Raw genomic sequence first — 20,303 nt, 5'->3', positions numbered from 1 at the left:
GATACTAACAAAAAATTACATGATAAGAAGCGTCATGATCCGTTTATAGCCAGAGACTCACCTTTATTCTCTATTCGGCAGTAGAGATCTCTTCAACAGTTCGATGCTTTCTTCAGAAGATCAGCTGTTTCTTATTTTTGAAATAGAACATCGCACTGATCGAAATGAACAGTAAGGTGAAGTAATAGAAAAACGAAGACAGTGAGGCCAAGAAGGCAAGATTCTGCTCTATTTCTTGTTCGGTGTAGCCCTGAGACACCAACTTATAGTAGTAAGCGTACAAGATACCGATCAGGCCGTATCCGAGGTTAAACATCAGCCCTTTAAAGCTGAGAACCGTGGCTCTGTTGTGTGATTCGGTTTTTTTATTCAGGTGGTAGCTGATGAAAATGTTAATCGTCATGATGATAAAGATTAATACCAGTGCCGGAATGACTCCGTAAATCGACCAACCTAAACTGATCCAGTAATAAGTCGCCATGCTTGCCAATCCCATAACTACAATGAAGGTTTTAGCCTCCATACTCTCTGCTAATCTTCGGCTTTGTCCTGCCAATATAATCTTAAGCAAGCTGATACCCGCACCAATAAAACCAAAGTAGATAATTGGAATATCAATGGCCAGATAGTATTGGCTGTTCATGGTTAGGAACATGCGTGAGGTGTGTTCGAATAGGCTGTAGTAGAGCAAGATGAACAGCACGTAAGGCGTAGCAAATACCCACTTACCCGCATCGATCGTCAATTTAAGACTTGAGATGGTGGTTGCCAATTTGGTTTGGTCGCTTGGCATCACCTTTTTCTCTTCGCGCATATTAATCGCGGCATAGATAGCGATCATCGCTACAAATAGGGTGGCGAACACAGGAATACGCATCAGATCTTTAGTGCTTTCTGGTTCGGCTAGTCTAAGGAAATGAAAGATGTTCGTCATAAAGTTCACATCGTACATCGCCGCACCAATCAGCGTAACAAAGATACCGACCGTTGAGGCGACACGAAGCTGAATTTGCAGCACTCGAGGCCACAACTCTTCATTGCCTTGTTCTTTTAAGGTGTCGTAAGCCAATGCCTCGTCGGCGCCGCTGGCCAGTGCCATCGCTAAGCCACTGAGAATCCGGTTAATTAGAAAGACCATGAATACCAAGTCGGGGTTTCCGGTTGGCACTAGCGCTATCATCGCGATCTCAACAAACATCACGATCGAAGACAGCACCACCAGTTTCTTACGGCCTAAGGTATCGGCGAATGCACCCGACGGTACTTCAGCAAGCACAATGGTGGCCGCCCACACTACATTGAGCATCGCGAATTGAGACAGGGTTAACCCGTAATCTAAATAAAGTAGGGTGAATATAGGGTAGTAAAAACGCGCAAAGTAGCTGCTTCTAAACATCAAGAAGTAGCGGACATTGGGAATGTTAAGGATCTCTTTGAGCGTCATGATAATTTCAGTAATTTAGATAACACATTATTATGTATAACCCTTTTACTCTTTTAAATCATGGAATTGTTGCCAAATCCCTAAAATATCTGATTTACGTGATCTTCGAGTTCATGGTTCATAGTGGGTTATAGGCTTCTGTTCTTCAAATCACTTCCCCCATTCATTTAGTTTGTGGTGCTCGTTTCAACTTGCTTGACTGATTTTGGTGCAAGATCGAACTTCTACAACGTCGCTCTCGCATTTATATCTTATTGTATGATTTAATTGTTGGTAGTAATGATACGCAATGAATCCAATGTAATTGAGGAAGCGAGCATGATCTTAGAGTCATTCAGTCTGGAAGGTAAAGTCGCGATAGTGACGGGCTGTAACACGGGGCTTGGGCAAGGTATTGCATTAGGCCTAGCGGAAGCCGGTTGTAAGGTTGTCGGTGTTAACCGAACAGAACCTGAAGAGACTATTGAGAAAATGAGTGCGGAAGGTCATTCGTTCCTAAACGTGAGTGCTGATCTTCTCGATCAAGCGTGCATTCCAGGGGTTATAGAGCGCACTTTGGCTGAGTTTGGCCAAGTCGACATTCTCGTGAACAATGCAGGAATTATTCGCCGCCAAGATGCTATTGAGTTCTCAGAGCAAGATTGGGATGACGTAATGAACGTGAACACCAAGACTGTGTTCTTTATGTCTCAGGCTGTTGCAAAGCAGTTTAAGGCTCAAGGAACTGGCGGAAAGATCATTAATATTGCATCGATGCTCTCATTCCAAGGTGGCATTCGAGTTCCTTCCTATACGGCTTCAAAAAGCGCTGTGATGGGAGTGACACGTGCGATGGCGAACGAATGGGCGCGCGACAATATCAATGTGAATGCGATAGCACCCGGTTATATGGAAACGAACAATACTCAAGCTCTGCGTGAAGATGCTGTGCGCAATCAAGCGATTCTTGAGCGTATTCCGGCTGAACGCTGGGGTAAACCGCAAGATATCGCAGGTCCTTGTGTGTTCTTAGCCTCATCAGCATCGGATTACATTAACGGCTATACCATTGCTGTTGACGGTGGTTGGTTAGCTCGTTAACTGACCTTGTAACAAACACGGTTAAGAATTTTAAATTTGCAGCATTCTTGCAGGAGAACATAAATGAAAATCGCACTAATGATGGAAAACAGTCAGGCAGGTAAAAATGCCATGGTTGCAGCTGAGCTAGAGTCAGTGGCGGGTGGCATTGGTCATGATGTTTTTAATCTAGGTATGACCGACGAGAATGATCACCACTTAACGTATATCCACTTAGGTATCATGGCTAGTATTCTCATCAACTCAAAGGCTGTGGACTTTGTTGTGACGGGTTGCGGCACGGGGCAAGGTGCTTTGATGTCATTGAACCTGCATCCGGGTGTGGTTTGTGGTTACTGCCTAGAGCCATCAGATGCTTTCTTGTTTAACCAAATCAATAACGGTAATGCTCTCGCTCTCGCTTTTGCTAAAGGCTTTGGCTGGGCAGGTGAACTCAACATTCGTTATATCTTTGAAAAAGCGTTCACAGGCGAGCGTGGTAATGGGTATCCACTAGAACGTGCAGAACCACAGCAACGTAACGCAGCAATTTTGAATGAAGTGAAAGCGGCGGTGGTAAAAGATAACTTTATTGATTCTCTAAGAGCAATCGACCAAGAGCTCGTGAAAACAGCGGTTGGCAGTGAGCGTTTCCAACAATGCTTGTTTGATCATTGCCAAAACCCAGACATTGCAGACTACGTTCGTTCACTTTTAGATTAAACCTATCAAGGTCTTACCCGGTTATTAGTGAAGATAGAAAAGAAAAAGAGGAGCTCTGAGGCTCCTCTTTTCTTTTGCTCTATGAGCCTGTTAGTTTTTAGACGCATAGATAAATGATCTGTGATTCGCTCTAGATGATCAGTCCACACGCTTAAAGTTAGGCAACAAGGTTTCAGGCTGCTGCTCTACAAATGCTTTACTTGGTGAGTAGGCTCGGAAGTAAACAAACCAGTTTTCGTCTTCTCGAGTTTGCACCCAATTCGCTTCATTCACACCTGCTGGCTTAGTTGGCGAGAAGTGGAAGGTGTAATTGCCTTGTGCATCTTTAACTGTCCCTTCAATGTTAGAACCCACGTCGGCACGCTCAATATCGTTGTCGATGATGGCGCGGTTCTCTACGTTGTAGACTGTAATTGTCCAGAACAAATCGGCGAAATTTACATCCCCGTCTAGCGTCAAAGTATAGTGGTTACTGCCATTTAGCCCTTTGCCATTGTCGTCACGGTAGTTGTCTAGGTAGATCTGACCCCAGCCGCCATTTTCAAAACCGTGCATTGCGATGTCGTTAGTGACAGCTTCATAGAACCAAGCTGCGCGTCCATCGAGGTCCATACCATAGTGACGGTCTTGATTTGGTGTTGAAGCCGTAGCTATTTCCCACGAATTCCCTTCTTTACCGTAAGCCGCATGTGGTAGACGTTCTGTTTTGTTGAAATCGATATTCTTAACCATAGCTTCCCCCATGATTACAGCTTGTTCTAAGATGTCACGCTGCTGAGCTGATGGGGTAAATGCTTTGCCTTTTTCAATACCTAGTGGGCGTAACATGTCGTGCATTATGCGATCGCGCTCTGCCACAGGTTCGGCTTGGATCGCTTCATTCAACGTCTCCCAAAATGCCATACCACGTGGGTGCTTAGCATCGTCACCACGTTCAGGGAAGTTCACGCCTTTGCTACTGAGCGGCTTGCCGTTAAGGTCAGTAATTTTTAATGCTTCTAAGTCTTTCATACGTTGCTGATCTGACTTAGCCATTAAGCGAACACCCAAGAAAACATTATTGGTATCAGACTCAAATACTTTCGCGCCTTTTGGCAAGTTGCTCGGCGTTTCAGAACCTCTCGCTTTTACCACGTAGACACCCGGTTCGGTCATCTGTGAAATACCGATTTGCCACATGGTGTGTACCGCGCCACGCAGTTCATTTGTGGGAATTTCTATAACAACGGGCTCTTTCCCTACGTTAAACCAAGTAATCGCGTAAGGAGTAGAGGTATTGTAAGTTAAACCTCCTAGCTTAGATTCATGAGACTCAACATAAGTAATTTGACCATCCTCTGCACCCATGTCGGCATAGGCTTGTTTCCATGCGTAGTTTGACACCAAAGGCACGGACCAAATGTAAGCTTGTGACGCGCGTTGATAGTCCATCAGTTCAAACAGTTTTGCTGAGCTTTCTTGTGTTGGAATGCCATGAAGAAAGTCGGTTTCGAAAGTAAAGTCACCTGCACGCGTTTGGATCGTTTCTGTCGCATCACCGTTGCCTGCTATCGCTGTGGCTTAAAACAAGGCTGTTACAGAAACTAGCATGGCAGCTGAGCGTAATGGGCAAGTGAAACTACCGACAAAGGCTTTAGATATCATATTCATAATGTGTCCTCAAAAACTCAAAATTATTCGTCAAAACGGGAATGGCTCGTCGAACCGAAATCATTGGTTCAAACTGAAAGAGCTCATCCAAGCAGAAAGTGACTGCTTAAAACTGATAGTTAAATTCGATGCGGTGATCACCGTCTTCGATACTGGTGTTTTCTGTCCAGTTTGCAAAATAACGAACGTTCGCCCTTGGGTTAATCTGGTAGCTCGCAGCAAACTCATGTGCGAGTACAGAATCACTGCCCTCGAATCCATAATCTTTGAACGTTGATGAACCAGACATTGTGCCTAAATACATAGGGTTATAGTTCAACCAAATCTTGTCGGTAAGTTGCATTTTTGCGTACATACCCGCCACGTAAAAGGTACCGTGCATGTTGTAGCGGTCGCGAAGTTGATCTGCGTCGAGGTTACCTCCAGAGCCTTCTACCAACTCTTCACCTGCAGCAACACCGACACCCGCAAGCGGATAGAAATTAAACATGCCCATTTGTGGAAGAGCCTGTATAAAGCTGTATGACGCACTACCTTGATTACTATCGAAATCCCAAGACATATCGACTTGTGTACCTCGGCCATTGGTTAAGTCTACGCCGAAGTTTCTGAAACGAATCGAATCGATACTGTCATCTGCGCCTCGGTTATTCCAACCAATGGCTTCACCAGCGATGCCTTTGACTTCGAAGACATTCATACCCATGGTCGTATCGCTACCAGTGTCATAGGTTTGCCCGATTTTCAGATTTAAGCCTTTGTCTGTGTAACCGAAGCCACCTTGTGTATAGACGGCTAACGGATCTGACATATCTTGAATTTCGGCTTCTTCCGCGAACGCGACACTTGCCAGAAACAAAGGAGTTAGAGAAAGGATTGAACGTTGTAATAACATAGATGCCTCATAAATTTATCTCACTACATCCGTGTACTGCGTGAAGGTGAGGTAACTATACAAAGTGGACATCGTTAAGTATTGGTTTATGGTTTGGGTATGAAACTGAATAATGTCGATTTGAACTTATTGAAAGTGTTTGTGGTGGTATATCAGGAAAAAAGCTTGCGCAAAGCAGCTGAAAAGCTGTTTGTCTCGACACCAGCGGTAAGCCAAAGTGTCAAAAAGCTTAAGGAATCGTTAGGTGAAGAACTATTTGTTTTGTCCAATAAGCAGTTTCTCCCGACGCCTTATTCTGATGAACTGTATCGACGTGTTTTTCCATTATTGGACGGGTTGGTCACGGCGATAGAAGAGGGTAAACAGTTTACTCCTGCCGAACTAAGCGAAGACTTTAAGATAGAGGCGAACCCGCATCTTTTGCCTTGGTTAACACCCTCTCTGTTTCATCAACTCTCAGATGAAAGTCCACTTTCGAGGTTGATTAGTCATACTAGCTCCCAAGATTCACTGGAAAGACTGAAGAGTGACGAGATTGATTTTGTTATTCACTTTGAAGCTGAAAACCTGCCCGCCGAGATCATTGCTGTGCCTCTCGTGACCCTAAAATTTGTATTGGCAGTAAGAGTCGACCATCCTTTTAAAGAGGATGTAGCACAGATCGATGATTTGTTGTCCTTTCCATTTGCGCATGTTGACCTTGCTTACTTCGATCAAAACAAACACTCGCGATTGGAAGAAGAAGTTTTAAGCCAAGGTAAATCGATTAATATGGCGCTTCGAACGACGTCAGTTGTTGGGTTAATAGAAACGATTAAGCATTCCAATATGATCGCACCCTGTATGCCTCCGGTGATCGAACAACACAAGGGAGTATTGCGCTCGATTGTGATTGAAGGATTAGAAGAAGATGCAGAGAAAATGGAGGTATTTGCCTATCTTCATAAGAAAAACCAACACTCTGCCAAATACAAATGGTTACTGGATTTGATCGAAACGGCGATGGTTGAAGCCAACCATCAGTAAGCCTTAACTGTGATTGTTTTTAATTGATTCAATGAGTTGACCAAAAAAATGCCCTCAATACATCTCTTGAGGGCATTTTTTATTAACTATTTAACTATTTAACTATTTAACTATTTAACTATTGATTTGTTTAACCATTGATCCGCTTTACCGTAGCCAGTTATTCACTTTCTGTTTCTTTAGAAGCGTTTGACGCCCAGCCTTTCTCTAGCCAGTTGTCCAGAACGTGTTGCAGTGCCTTCAAAGAGGTTGGCTTCTCTAGGCGACCATCCATCAGTTTGCTGATCATATCTAACTCGTGTTGTCCCGATTCCCCAGATAAAGCAATGATTGGCGTTTGAGGAGAGCATGCCTTGATAATTTGGCTTGCGTCAAAACCATTCATTATCGGCATTTGTACGTCCATTAAGATCAAATCGACCTTGTGTGTTTTGAACAGTTCGACGGCATTCTCACCGTTTTTGGCTTGTAAGCTATTTACGCCAAGTCGGCTCAGGTACATCTGAACAAGCGTGCGTTGTACCTCTTTGTCGTCGACGATAAGCACGGTTGGAGCCAAATGATTCCCTAGGGTTAGCGTGCTTGTTGGTTCTGAATTTTGCGTTGCCGCTTGGTTGTCTGGCTTAGCGTCTACGTTGGTTTTGTTTTCAGTTGCGGCTTGGTTACTTTTCCAATCATTGAAGTAAGGTGTACGAAGTGCGTCTGCTTTGGGTGCATTGGGCACAACAGGGAAGTACAGATGGAACTCAGTAAACTCGCCAAGTTTGGAATGGCATTCAACTTTGCCACCAAATGAACGCATCACACGTTGGCAGTAGCCTAAACCTAATCCACTACCACCGCTTTTTTGGTAAGAGAAGAAGTCATCAAAGATCTTATGAACGATGGCTTCGTCAATGCCGGGGCCAGTATCACGGAATGTGAGGACGTTCTCGTAAGCCCCAGTTTTGGTGCTGATCTCAATTTGGCTGTCTGGATAAGAATCAAAGTAGTAGATCGCGTTACGTATCAGGTTGAAAATAACGAAGTTGAATAGGGTTTCATTCAGTTTTGCCACAAAATCAGCATGTTGTGGTAAACGAATTCGCTCAATGATCTTCTCGTTCTCAAAGCCATAATGGCTGACGGCTTGATCCACGGCCTTGTGGATAGAGGTCATGGTGATTGGTCCATGCTCGGGTGAGCTGTCACTGACTTCTCGCAAGATGATATCAATCAGCTGTCGACCACGTTGAATCGCAGCTTGGCCGTTCTCAATATCAAGTAAGATCTGTTTCGCTGGTGCTTGATTATCAATGTGCTGTTTTAGTAGTTCAAATTGCAATTGCACTTGAGCCAGTGGATTACGCATTTCATGAGCGATTGAGTTAGCAAGGGCACGACTTTGGCGGATGCGTCTATCGGCTTCGATAGTGCTTTGTACTCGAGTTAACAAGGTTTGCAGGGCAGAGATCTCTTCGTTAGAGAACATCTGATCGTTGCTCTTGTGTGACGATACTAACAAGTGCGTGACCGATTTACCCTGGCCGAATAGAGGCATCACCAAAGCGGTATCGTTGGAGCTCATTTTGTCATATAGGGCTTTGATTGAGCGCTTGGCTGGTGCGGTGTAATCAAGCTCCTGAGACAACTCATCGAACACTAAAACGGACTTGTTAGTAGACAGATAATCTTCGTAGAAGGTTTCGTTGTAGTTGCTGTTAACTAGACGTAGCTTATCTTCTGGAATTTGCAGTAGGCTACCCAAACGACGCATTGCATCATCAATTGAAAGCTTGAAATCCTCTTCTAGCGCGAGGATCTGTTGTACTGGCGTTTTCTTGTTTCCGTAGATAAAGAAGGAGGCGTAGTCGCCCATGCGTTTGTAGAGTATATGCCAAGTGATGCCGATAACCGCGCAGATCGGGATAGCAATGAGCCATTGGTTATCGTCTGTCAATGGGATAAATATTGCGCCAAAAGGTATCACCAAAATTGCACACACCAACAACGTATTTAAGCTCATATACGCAAGGTATTTCACGCTATAGAAACGAGAGGTCAGTAGAGCATAGCCAACGAACAACATCTCACTGATCGACAAGGCTGGTGGCAGCCAAGTGAGTGAGAAGTCGCGGATGAAATAGGCAATACCAATATGAACTGTTGCAGTAGACAGCATGAAAACCAAAATGCCTGTAATCATGTAGTTGGTTTTGGCTAATATTAACTTGCTACTGTTGGCGCGCATGGCCACGAGGTTGAGTAGCGTCAGGATAATTAAGCTTATTACTCCTGTAAAAAAGTACGGCGTGTACGGGCCAAACTCAATAACGAACTCGCTTGGGCCAGCAATCGTGACATGTTCAACGGTTAATCCCGGACTTAAATTGATAAAGAAGGAATAGACAGTCAGTGTGACAAAAATGGCTTGTTGCCACGGGTGAACCTTACTATTACGTTGTTCGGCTGCGAGTTTACACGAGAAGTAATAGGCAAAGGCAAACGCACAGAAAGAGGCTAGGTTGGCCAATTTTGCTGCGTATACGGCGGCTGAGGCCCCAAGTTCTGGTAATAAGTCGGTATGGAAGTAGGCGTTACTGCAGATCCACGCAACAATACAGATCGAATACGCGATGTAAGGGGCATGGTGTGTTCCAATAATAACTTTGTTCTTTTGTCTAAGGCGATAGCAGTAGTAGAGTAACCACATCACGACGATGGCTACAGTTGCAAGCAGTGTTATTGCTTTCGCATAGACTATTGCCTCTAGTCCGAAATCAAACATGTTCATTATGTTCTACCATGCTGTGTTTTTATTTTCACGAAGACAGCGTCTATAGTCATGAAAGTTGACGCGACCGAATGCTAAAAGCATCAGTTCAATATTCCATAGACCGCGGTAAGTCTGTAAGTTATTTCCGTTCAGGTCACAAGACCCTAGTTGTAAATATGCTTTTGGTCCGATTGCTTTGTAAAAATTGAGTATCAAAGGTTGGTCTATAATGGTGAAGCCCATTTTATAGCCTGTTTGATACAGTAAACTAAGCATCTTTTTTTGAGCAAGATAGAGGAAATAGAGCTTTTGTTGAGTCTTGCCACTGACTGTCAGACGCAGTACTTCACATAGGGCGTGTTTAGCCGACAATTGTAACTGGAATTGCTGGTCAAATTCTGGCAGAGAGTAACACTTTGACAGTGTAGGCGGTGTGAACAGTTGTAGCTTCGCCAGTTCGTCGTAACCGTGATTGGATAAACAGTAGTGCCATTGTTCATTGCTGAACGGGGGTGCGTAACTTAGCCAAGTACCATTCTTAGACCAGTCTTGAATCAGCGCAGAGGAAACCAGTGTCGGAAAGGCTTCATCAACTGGATGTTTGAGTAGAATAAAATGCTTACCTGCCTGGGAAAGGTGTAATAAAGGCAGCATCTCAAACCATTTCTCGCCCTTGATGAACACCTCAAGATTGCTTAAAGCAATGGCATCGCTGATTGACATTCCTTGTGGGTGACAGGGTGTTTGCACTACAAGTTGAGCATCTTCGATGTGTTCAACGATTGCACCGTAGTAGGCACTATCTTTAATGGGCAGATCAACAGAAGAAGGGGACTTGGTGTTCAATGGTGATTTTGCTTTGATTGCGGCAATTTCACATTCGCACCAAAAATCTAACCAATGCATGTAGCACTGGCCTACGGCCTGCTCTAGAAGAGCAATCTCTGTAGATAGTGTAGTTGGATAGCGCAGAATCAGATCGCGGTAGTCTATCACCTCAAACAATACCGAATAGCTTTTGTTTTGATGCTCAGGGAAAAGCAATTCTAATTGGCTTCTACGATATTCAGTCACGCTTTGGAAAAGAGCAGTGCGCTCTTGTGGCTGATAAGTATTGATGACGAGCTCTATCAGCGCTCGCTGTTTTATTTCGATAGACAGACTGCTAGCCAACAGTGAGCCTAAAGACGACGTTATTTTCATTTGATTAACCGAACCTAGCCTAGGTTTATATAATTATTTTTATTCGATCTGCACTGTCTACAGGACACAAATTTTTTTAGTATTTTTTTTGAGTCATGTAACTTGGAGCGAGTCTGCCGTAACTTTACTTGAGCCTATTACTTGAGGGATAAGTTGCATAATCGGGCGAGATTCTACTACTTGCACGGCCCCTTAACAACATAGGCTTGTCATATATTGACTAAATCATGTAAGAATAAAATACATTACTATCAACAGTTTGTGTTGGTTATTCCTGTATTTGATCCAAGTGTAGTTAAGTCGAGCATAAACTTTTGAATTTATAAAATAACGTGAAATATCTATTTTTTGAACCAATCTCATAAATCATATGCAAGTAAATTCACCTTGTTAGTTGTAAGGAATATAACAGCGCGCTTAAATATACAATTAACTAATGAGTGTCGTATGTCTCATCCCCGTTTATTCCCACGTCATCGTTTGGCGCTTGCTTGCATGATCGCCAGTGTTTCTAGTTTTTCTTTTGCCGAAAATCAATGTGATGTTGCTGATCTTCAACAGGCATCTGATCTTGCTTCTTCAGTTTCAGCAGCAGACAACGCTTGTTATAGTGCTTGGTTCTCGGCAGATGAAAGTTCATTGAACAATATCTACAGCGAAGCGAGCTTAAGTCGCATTCAATTTACGCTGAACCTAGAAATTGCCCGTTATCGAGGCGAACCTGAACAAGCTCGCAGGCTAGAAAACCTTGGTGAGTTTGTTCGCGCGGCTTATTACGTTCGCTATAACGCGCAAGCACAAGACTTCAGTGAAGCGTTGAGCCAGCGGTTTGCTCAGTCAACCATTGCCTTCCTTACTAATCCTAATGCGCTAGGCCAAGGTCGTGAACAAGTTGGAGCAATGAAAAGCCTGACGCTAATGGTTGATAACGTAAAGCAATTGCCACTCACAATGGATGCACAACTTGCGGCACTGAGTCACTTCAATAGAGAGACCGCGCAAGACTCACAATGGGTCGACGGGCTAAACAATCTGTTTCGAGCAATGGCTGGTCACGCGGCTAGAGATGATTTTTACGATTATATGGCGAGTCATACTCAGCATATCGATACACTTGCAGCGTTCGCTCGTGATAACTCATGGGCACTGGATACTGATGCCGGCTTTCTTGTTTATAACGCAGTCCGTGAAACAGGTCGCTTGCTTGCAAGCCCAAACAAAGAAACTAAAGACAAAGCGTTGCGAGTTATGCAGCAAGTGATGGCACAAAACCCGCTTAGCAGTGAGCACGACAAACTTTGGTTAGCTGCGGTTGAGATGATGGGGTATTACGCTCCTGAAGGTTTAAACGGATTAGATCTTGAACAAGCCAAACGTGATTTAGCGATGCGCGTTCTACCTAATCGTCATGAATGCCAAGGGCCTGCCATTATCCGATCTCAAGACTTGAGTGCGTCACAAGCCATTGAAGCGTGTGATGTGTTGGCGGCCAAAGAAGCACAGTTTCATCAAGTGGCGAATACGGGCCAACAACCTGTAGCCGACGATAACAACAACCGCGTTGAAGTAGCGGTATTTGGCAGTAAAGGCAGCTACACCGATTACTCTGCATTCTTGTTTGGAAACACCACCGATAACGGCGGTCAGTATTTAGAAGGAAACCCTGCTGAAGTGGGTAACGTGGCACGTTTCGTGGCTTACCGTTACGCCAATGGCGATGACCTTTCTATTCTCAATTTAGAGCATGAGTATACTCACTATCTCGATGCGCGCTTTAACCAGTATGGTTCCTTTAGTGACAATTTGGCTCATGGTTATGTGGTGTGGTGGCTAGAAGGTTTTGCCGAGTTCATGCATTACCAGCAAGGCTACGATGCCGCGATTAATTTGATTGCTAGTGGAAAAATGAGTCTGTCGGATGTGTTTGCGACCACTTACTCCCACGATTCTAATCGTATCTACCGATGGGGTTACTTAGCGGTGCGCTTTATGATGGAAGAACACCCGCAAGACGTGGAAAGCTTATTGGCATTGTCTCGATCTGGTCAGTTTGCCGAATGGGCACAGCAAGTGAAAGTGTTTGGGCAACAATACAATGGTGAGTTTGAGCGTTGGTTAGAATCTGTCTCAACCGAGCCTGAAATACCAAACCCGGATCCGAACCCAGGAGAGCCAACTGATCCCACCGAGAAGTTCACGGTGCTTGTCGCGAACCAAAGCGTGGTGCTGAGCGGAGAGGCGTATAGCGAGCAGTTGTTTTATGTTGATGTGCCAGAAAACACCAAGCATTTCTCGGTTTCTATTGAAGGTCATGCTCTAGGACAAAGCCAAGGTGATGCTGACCTCTACGTGAGTTACAACAAACAGGCGCATTACTATGATTTTGAATTCAGCCAATATGATAATGGCAGCAATGAGCATGTGACGTTTGAACCAGAGGCATCAGGTTATATCAAACCGGGACGCTACTACATGAGTATTGCGGGGCGTACCGATTTCAATGATGTGACACTGTTGGCTTCGCTAGAAACAGAAACGCCAACACCACCAACACAAGAACAAGATGATTTAACGCCTGTAGTATTGGAATCCGGTCAAGCTCAAGTATTGACTGTGCACCAACGACGTTATGCAGCAGTCTATGTACCACAGGGCGTTCAAGAGGTTCGAGTGTGGTTGAACGATAAGAATACTGAGCAACCAAATCGAGGCAACGTCGATCTGTTCGCCAGTCACTCATATTGGCCAACGGCAGGACAACATGATTATGCGTCTGATTACCGCGGTAGCAATGAGTACCTACAAATCCCTGTAACAGAAGAAGGCTATGTGCACTTCTTACTTAGTGCTGAACAACAAGGAGATGATGTCGAGATGTTGGTGTACTTTCATTAAGACACTAACCTCAATGGCTTTTTATCATCAATGATATTTAAGCCATTGAGATAAAAAGCCGAGCATGAGTGCTCGGCTTTGTTTTTCTGACAGTGTTCTGTGTTTAGGGGATCGTTACAGCATAATTTCTGATGAAGTGATGACATTCGAGGTTTAAGCTTGTCTGCATATGAAACATCATTGCGGGTAACGCCTCGTGAATGACAGAGGTAAAGAGAGTTTATGAAGAAAGTACGATTAACATCATTACTTGGAGTAGCAACCTTGTTTAGTGTCGCTGTGTTAGCAGGATGCAGTCAGAAATCTGAGGTTCCAGTTCAATCACAAGAGAATGCGAATCCGATTTGTAGCACTAAAAATCTGACGGGTGGTTGGTCGCAAAGTGATATCACACCACAAGCTAAGCAAGCGTTAGACGTCGTTCTTGGCCAAATGAACACCTCTGCTAAGCTCAAACAGATCTTGAGTGTTCGAACTCAGGTTGTCGCGGGTTTGAACTATGCTATCGAGTTTGAAATGGATAATGGTGAAGTGTGGAATACCGTTGTGTATCGCTCGCTACAAGGTGACATTGAAATGACGCAACCTGCACAGCAAGGTCGTCTGTGTCCATAGATCAACTGGTCCATAAATTAACTGGTCTATTGATTAACTAGCATGTAAATAACTTCGCACATAAAAAATGGCTCCTAATTAGGAGCCATTTTTATTCTACTTAGAGGCGTTTTTAAACGTTACTAGTTTGCCAATGCGGGTTCCGATAACTCTTGAACACAAGCTCGGCTGATGTCTTCATCAATGTAGGCCATCCCAAGTTTATTCAGATAGTCCATACGATCGGCTGAGCGAAGCTCGATGTCGGGGCCTGCGATGTTGTTCTCTTGATAGATCTCAGTCAAGTAAGTCATGAATTGCTCGCCAACACTCATCATCAACAGGCTCATTGCGCCTACATCCGGTCTGACTTTTGCTTGTTGTTTGTCAGATAGATTGACGGCTAACACGATAGGTTGTTCTTCACCCTCAAAACGAGTGCTGCGCTCGCGAATGGTTTGCTGAGCCCAGTAATACGCCAGTTCTTTACTCTGAGTTAAGAAGACGGGTTCAACGGATTCTGTGTAGTTATTGCCAATCGTTGCCATGGTTTTTGAAGCGGCCTCGTTGAGCGCTTTGTCTCCAGAGCGCTTAAGCCCTTGCCCTTGAATAGACGCGAGTAAAGCTGAAGATGTGCCGTGATACCAAGTATCACCCGTTGCGAAACCATTTTCTGATAACAGTGTTTTTGCATCTTGTAGGTGTGTCGGTATTGAAGTCATAGGCACTCTCAAAAAATAAGAATCTCAACAAATAGGAATCTGAACAAATATGGATACAGTTAGCTTAAACAGAAGTTGTTCGGTTAACCGTGGTGTGGAACACAAATCTGAGGCTTTGAGATAAAGCTGGCAGTAGTAGCTTTATCTCAAAGCCTTCCCCCGGATCTTACCTAAGTAAGAGAGAAGGGCGGGGGAGGCTTTAGTCTTAGCGACTAATCAAAAGTGCTAGCGATTAATCAAATTGATTCGATGTATTCGCTTCACCTGCTGCTTTTAGTGCATTCTCACCAGCAAAGTACTCTTTGTGGTCATCACCCATGTCTGAACCAGACATGTTTTGGTGTTTAACACATGCAATGCCTTGGCGGATTTCTTTACGTTGAACATTCGCAACGTAACCCAACATGCCTTGGTCACCGAAGTACTCTTTCGCAAGGTTGTCAGTAGACAGCGCTGCAGTGTGGTATGTAGGTAGTGTAATCAAGTGGTGGAAAATACCCGCTTCACGTGATGCATCGGCTTGGAATGTGCGAATCTTCTCGTCAGCGCTTGCAGACAGCTCCGTTTCGTCGTATTCCGCACTCATTAGGCTTGCACGGTCGTATGCTGATACGTCTTTACCTTCTGCTGCCAGTGTATCGTATGCTTGCTGACGGAAGTTTAGCGTCCAGTTGAATGATGGAGAGTTGTTGTATACCAGTTTAGCGTTAGGGTGAACTTCACGTACGCCATCCATCATCTCTTTGATTTGACCGATGTGTGGTTTCTCAGTCTCAATCCAAAGAAGGTCAGCACCCGCGTTGATTGCTTCAATACAGTCGAATACACAGCGGTCTTCACCTGTACCTTCGCGGAATTGGTATAAGCCTGAAGGCAGACGCTTAGGTCTAACTAGCTTGCCGTCGCGGTTGAAGCAAACATCGCCTTCAGCCATATCAGCAACATCGATCTCTTCAACATCTAGGTATGAGTTGTAGATATCACCTTGGTCGCCCGGTTCTTTCACTACTGCGATTTCTTTTGTTAGACCAGCACCTTGTGAATCGGTACGAGCAACAATAACGCCATTGTCGATGCCTAGTTCAAGGAAAGCGTAACGAAGTGCGCGAAGTTTTGCGTGGAAGTCAGCATGAGGAACCGTTACTTTGCCGTCTTGGTGACCACATTGCTTCTCATCGGCTACTTGGTTTTCGATTTGTAGACAACATGCGCCCGCTTCAATCATCTGCTTAGCCATTAGGTAAGTCGCTTCTGCGTTACCGAAACCAGCATCGATATCGGCAATGATTGGCACTACGTGTGTTACGTGGTTGTCGATTTTGTCTTGGATTCGGTCTTGTAGATTCACATCGCCAGCTTCACGTGCCGCATCTAGTTGACGGAATAAGCCACCTAGTTCACGAGCATCTGCTTGGCGTAGGAAGGTGTATAGCTCTTCTACTAGGCCAGCAACCGAGGTTTTCTCATGCATTGATTGGTCTGGAAGTGGACCGAAGTCAGAGCGAAGTGCCGCGACCATCCAACCTGAAAGGTATAGGTAACGACGGTCTGTCTTGCCATCAAAGTGCTTTTTAATCGAAATCAGCTTTTGTTGGCCGATGAAACCATGCCAGCAACCCAGAGACTGAGTGTATTGAGAGCTATCTTCGTCGTAAGCCGCCATGTCTGCACGCATAATATCTGCCGTGTATTGCGCAATATCCAGACCTGTTTTGAATTTGTTTTGAGCTCGCATACGGGCTGCAGATTCAGGGTTAATTGCATCCCATGGAGCACCAGCAGCGCTTTTTGCAACTTCAATCTTTTCGATATCTTGTGTAATTTGCGACATAACTATTCCTTAGTTTCACGTGGACATGTTGGCCAATTTGGCGAGGTCATTTGATTTGGATTAAATCTAACCATGGACAAAGAATAACCATGTATGTGATAATTTTGTTAATTTATAGTTATTATATTCGGTATTTTTCTTATGAATATTGCTCGTGTAGACCTTAATTTACTTGTGTATTTAGACATGTTACTACGTGAAAGAAACGTAACGCGTGCAGCAAATCAGCTGGGTATTACTCAGCCAGCCATGAGTAATGGCCTACGCCGATTGCGTGATCTGTTTGAAGATCCGCTATTGGTGAGAACCAGTGAAGGGATGATACCGACCGAACGAGCACATAAGTTGCAGCCACTGATTCGAAACATCTTGGTTAATGTAGAGAAGACACTGCAGCCGACCACGGAATTTAATGCAGAAGACAGTGAACGCGTGTTTCGTATCATGGCAAGTGACTATGCTGAGTCGACTATTATTCAACCTCTTCTGAAAAGGTTAAGCGAGATCGCGCCGAAAATACGACTGGATATCATGACGCCAAGTGACGTGAGTTATCAGGATGTAGAGCAAGGTACCGTTGATATAATTATCAATCGATTTGACGATATTCCACAGTCGTTCCACCAGATGAGCCTTTGGCACGACGGGTTTTCTTGCCTATTTAGTTGTGATAACCCAATAGCCGACAACTTCGATATTTTGTCTTATCTAAAGGCGCAACATATCTGGGTAAGTAAGACCGGAATGGGAACCGGAGTTGGGATCAACCCAAGCGAAGCGCAAAAGCTCGGTTGGATAGATGAAGCATTAATGCGCATTGGTAAAACGCGCAATATCACGGTGTTTACTCGACACTATTTGTCGGCGATTCTCTTCGCACAACAAAAGAATCTGATCCTGACCATTCCAACCAAAGCGGCTCAACTGCAGCGCAATAACCCTAGATTGTTGATCAAGCCTGCGCCATTTGCGATTGAACCCTTTGAGGTGAAGATGGCGTGGAGTCCATTGTTACAAACCAATCCCGACCATCAGTGGATGCGTCGCTTGATTAAAAGTGTCGCTAATGAAATCGAGAGTGGCGTTACGGAATAACACAGTTTGTAGGGTATTTCTTTTGTGAATATCCAGTATAACTGGCATAAATTAGCTAAATTTATGTCCGTTGCGTAAGTTTAATCTAGTAACGTAAATTTGAGCTAGTAACGTGAATTTAAGCCAGTTACGTAGATTTAATGAGTAGTCATCAGTTAGTTTGAGAGAGATTTTATGAGCAGTCGTATTCAACAGGGAAGCTTGAACATTGATAGCACCCTCTACCAATTAATTAATGAGCAGGTCATTCCTGGAACAGGCATTGTCGCTGAAGACTTTTGGCAATCATTTGCAACTATCCTTGAAGACTTAGCTCCCAAGAACCGCGCACTGCTTATCAAGCGTGACGATCTTCAACATCAAATTGACGTTTGGCACCAAGAGCGTGCGGGACAAACGCTAGATGCGGCCGAGTACAAACAGTTCTTACAGCAGATTGGCTACCTAGTTCCTGAGGGCGATGACTTTCAAGTAACGACCGCCAGCGTTGAGCCTGAAATTGCAACACAAGCGGGTCCGCAGCTTGTTGTACCTATTATGAATGCACGTTTTGCACTTAACGCGGCCAACGCACGTTGGGGCAGTTTATACGATGCGCTCTACGGAACCGATGTCATCAGTGAAAGTGACGGTGCGGAAAAGGGAGGAAGCTTTAACCCGGTACGCGGTGCTAAAGTGGTGAGCTACGCTCGAGGTTTCCTTGATGACGCTGCACCGTTAAACGGTGTTTCCCATAAAGACGTGACTAAATACAGCATCAGCAACGTCAGCATTGGTAATACACTGACAGCGACCTTAGACAACGGCGAAGAAGTCACTCTAATCGATCGCAACCAGTTCATTGGTTACCAAGGTGATGCAAGTGCACCTTCAAGCATTCTGCTTAAGCACAATAATCTCCATATCGAAATTCAAATTGACCCGAGTGCGCCAATTGGCAGCGTTGATGTGGCTGGTATTAAAGATGTGCTGGTGGAATCGGCACTGACCACCATTATGGATTGCGAAGACTCGGTCGCTGCGGTTGATGGTGAAGACAAAGCATTGGCTTACCGCAACTGGTTAGGTTTGATGAAAGGTGACTTACAAGAGTCGCTAGAGAAAAACGGCAAAACCATCGTTCGTAACCTTAATCCAGATCGCCAATACACCAGCGTGACGGGCGGCGAGATCTCTCTGAAAGGTCGCAGTATGTTGTTCATACGCAATGTGGGCCACCTAATGACCAACCCTGCCATTATTGATGCTCAAGGCAATGAAGTCCCTGAAGGCATTATGGATGGCATGGTCACCTCGTTAATCGCAATGCACGATTTAAAAGGGAACAGTGCTTACCAAAACTCGACCGCGAACAGTATCAATATTGTAAAACCTAAGATGCATGGTCCTGAAGAAGTCGCGTTCACCAATGAGCTGTTTGGCCGCATTGAAGATGCATTAGGGCTAGATCGATTCACGATCAAAGTCGGCATCATGGACGAAGAGCGTCGTACTTCGGTTAACCTTAAAGAATGTATTCGAGCGGCTAAAGATCGTGTTGTGTTTATCAACACAGGTTTCTTAGACCGAACGGGTGATGAGATTCACACCAGTATGGAAGCGGGACCATTTGCTCCTAAAACACAGCTGAAAACCATGACTTGGATTGGCGCATACGAAGATCAGAACGTTGATCTTGGCTTAGCTTGTGGCCTGCAAGGTAAAGCCCAGATTGGTAAAGGTATGTGGCCAGAGCCAGACAATATGGCGAAGATGATGGACGCGAAAATCGGACATCCTCAAGCGGGCGCAAATACTGCTTGGGTTCCTTCTCCAACTGCCGCGACTTTGCATGCTCTGCACTATCACAAGGTGAGTGTACCAAGTCGTCAGAAAGAGCTTCGTGAGCGAGTGAGAGCGAACGTTGATGATATTCTGACTATTCCGCTATTAGGTAATCAAAAGCTGACAGCTCAAGATATCCAAAACGAATTGGACAACAATACGCAAGGTATTCTTGGTTATGTAGTGCGTTGGATTGACCAAGGTGTTGGGTGTTCTAAGGTGCCAGATATTAACGATGTAGGTTTGATGGAAGACCGCGCTACGCTGCGTATTTCGAGCCAACACATTGCAAACTGGTTACGTCATGGGATTTGTAATGAAGCCCAAGTAATGAAAACCATGAAGCGCATGGCCGCTGTGGTGGACGAGCAAAACGCTAGCGACCCGAGCTACCGTAATATGGCACCTGACTTTGAAAACAGCATTGCATTTTCAGCAGCGTGTCAGTTGGTATTCGAAGGCTGTGCTCAGCCTAGTGGTTACACTGAGCCAGTACTGCATGCTATGCGTCTAAAACTGAAAGCGCAGGGATAGAGAAGCAACCCAATAACAAAAACAGAGAATGTAAAATACTAAAAAAAGAAACC

14 protein-coding genes are annotated in these 20,303 nt (G+C 44.6%); 7 read left to right on the top strand and 7 right to left on the bottom strand.

The window, feature by feature from the left end:
- Positions 1-112 precede the first annotated feature (112 nt).
- Positions 113-1,444, bottom strand: a complete 1,332-nt coding sequence (locus NX845_RS13560; protein ID WP_260256913.1) for an MFS transporter — start codon at positions 1,442-1,444, stop codon at positions 113-115.
- Between the two features lie 318 nt (positions 1,445-1,762).
- Here NX845_RS13560 and kduD point away from each other — a divergent pair, with 318 nt between their 5' ends.
- Both kduD and NX845_RS13550 read left to right on the top strand, forming a co-directional pair.
- A complete protein-coding gene (gene kduD, locus NX845_RS13555) occupies positions 1,763-2,524 on the top strand; it encodes a 2-dehydro-3-deoxy-D-gluconate 5-dehydrogenase KduD (protein WP_102459210.1) in 762 nt (253 codons plus the stop codon).
- A 63-nt stretch (positions 2,525-2,587) separates the two neighbouring features.
- Entirely contained in the window at positions 2,588-3,226 is a 639-nt protein-coding gene (locus NX845_RS13550) for an RpiB/LacA/LacB family sugar-phosphate isomerase (RefSeq protein ID WP_017077348.1), read from the top strand.
- Positions 3,227-3,364: 138 nt separating this feature from the next.
- Here the strand turns inward: NX845_RS13550 and NX845_RS13545 are convergent, their stop codons facing one another.
- The gene (locus NX845_RS13545) at positions 3,365-4,777 is read right to left on the bottom strand and encodes a DUF1214 domain-containing protein (protein WP_260256933.1); all 1,413 of its coding nucleotides are present in this window, start codon (positions 4,775-4,777) and stop codon (positions 3,365-3,367) included.
- 205 nt (positions 4,778-4,982) lie between these two features.
- The gene (locus tag NX845_RS13540) at positions 4,983-5,771 is read right to left on the bottom strand and encodes a hypothetical protein (RefSeq protein WP_004731951.1); all 789 of its coding nucleotides are present in this window, start codon (positions 5,769-5,771) and stop codon (positions 4,983-4,985) included.
- A 99-nt stretch (positions 5,772-5,870) separates the two neighbouring features.
- Between NX845_RS13540 and NX845_RS13535 the strand changes: the two genes are divergently transcribed.
- The gene (locus NX845_RS13535) at positions 5,871-6,797 is read left to right on the top strand and encodes a LysR family transcriptional regulator (protein WP_004731949.1); all 927 of its coding nucleotides are present in this window, start codon (positions 5,871-5,873) and stop codon (positions 6,795-6,797) included.
- Between the two features lie 160 nt (positions 6,798-6,957).
- On the opposite strand, the gene NX845_RS13530 is transcribed toward NX845_RS13535, so the two are convergent.
- Both NX845_RS13530 and NX845_RS13525 read right to left on the bottom strand, forming a co-directional pair.
- A complete protein-coding gene (locus tag NX845_RS13530) occupies positions 6,958-9,564 on the bottom strand; it encodes a hybrid sensor histidine kinase/response regulator (protein WP_260256931.1) in 2,607 nt (868 codons plus the stop codon).
- Positions 9,565-9,576: 12 nt separating this feature from the next.
- The gene (locus NX845_RS13525) at positions 9,577-10,755 is read right to left on the bottom strand and encodes an acyl-homoserine-lactone synthase (protein ID WP_260256912.1); all 1,179 of its coding nucleotides are present in this window, start codon (positions 10,753-10,755) and stop codon (positions 9,577-9,579) included.
- A gap of 447 nt (positions 10,756-11,202) precedes the next feature.
- Here NX845_RS13525 and NX845_RS13520 point away from each other — a divergent pair, with 447 nt between their 5' ends.
- Together NX845_RS13520 and NX845_RS13515 are read left to right on the top strand one after the other, a co-directional pair.
- The gene (locus NX845_RS13520) at positions 11,203-13,650 is read left to right on the top strand and encodes a M9 family metallopeptidase (RefSeq protein ID WP_260256911.1); all 2,448 of its coding nucleotides are present in this window, start codon (positions 11,203-11,205) and stop codon (positions 13,648-13,650) included.
- Between the two features lie 222 nt (positions 13,651-13,872).
- A complete protein-coding gene (locus NX845_RS13515) occupies positions 13,873-14,265 on the top strand; it encodes a cystatin domain-containing protein (RefSeq protein WP_061022117.1) in 393 nt (130 codons plus the stop codon).
- 122 nt (positions 14,266-14,387) lie between these two features.
- Here NX845_RS13515 and NX845_RS13510 read toward each other — a convergent pair whose 3' ends face one another.
- The gene (locus tag NX845_RS13510; RefSeq protein WP_102444342.1) at positions 14,388-14,966 is read right to left on the bottom strand and encodes a hypothetical protein; all 579 of its coding nucleotides are present in this window, start codon (positions 14,964-14,966) and stop codon (positions 14,388-14,390) included.
- A gap of 232 nt (positions 14,967-15,198) precedes the next feature.
- A complete protein-coding gene (locus tag NX845_RS13505; RefSeq protein ID WP_004731938.1) occupies positions 15,199-16,797 on the bottom strand; it encodes an isocitrate lyase in 1,599 nt (532 codons plus the stop codon).
- Positions 16,798-16,938: 141 nt separating this feature from the next.
- On the opposite strand from NX845_RS13505, the gene NX845_RS13500 reads away from it, so the two are divergent.
- Together NX845_RS13500 and NX845_RS13495 are read left to right on the top strand one after the other, a co-directional pair.
- Positions 16,939-17,892, top strand: a complete 954-nt coding sequence (locus tag NX845_RS13500; RefSeq protein WP_017077357.1) for a LysR family transcriptional regulator — start codon at positions 16,939-16,941, stop codon at positions 17,890-17,892.
- Positions 17,893-18,066: 174 nt separating this feature from the next.
- Positions 18,067-20,250 carry a malate synthase G gene (locus NX845_RS13495; protein WP_260256909.1) on the top strand — a complete coding sequence of 728 codons (2,184 nt, stop codon included), beginning with the start codon at positions 18,067-18,069 and terminating at the stop codon, positions 20,248-20,250.
- The last annotated feature ends 53 nt before the right edge of the window (positions 20,251-20,303 follow it).

Source organism: Vibrio sp. NC2, from assembly GCF_025195005.1.
In the GTDB taxonomy this organism is placed as follows: Bacteria; Pseudomonadota; Gammaproteobacteria; order Enterobacterales; family Vibrionaceae; genus Vibrio; species Vibrio splendidus.
Note: the sequence above shows the minus strand (reverse complement) of the source record. Positions and strands in the feature narration are given on the sequence as shown.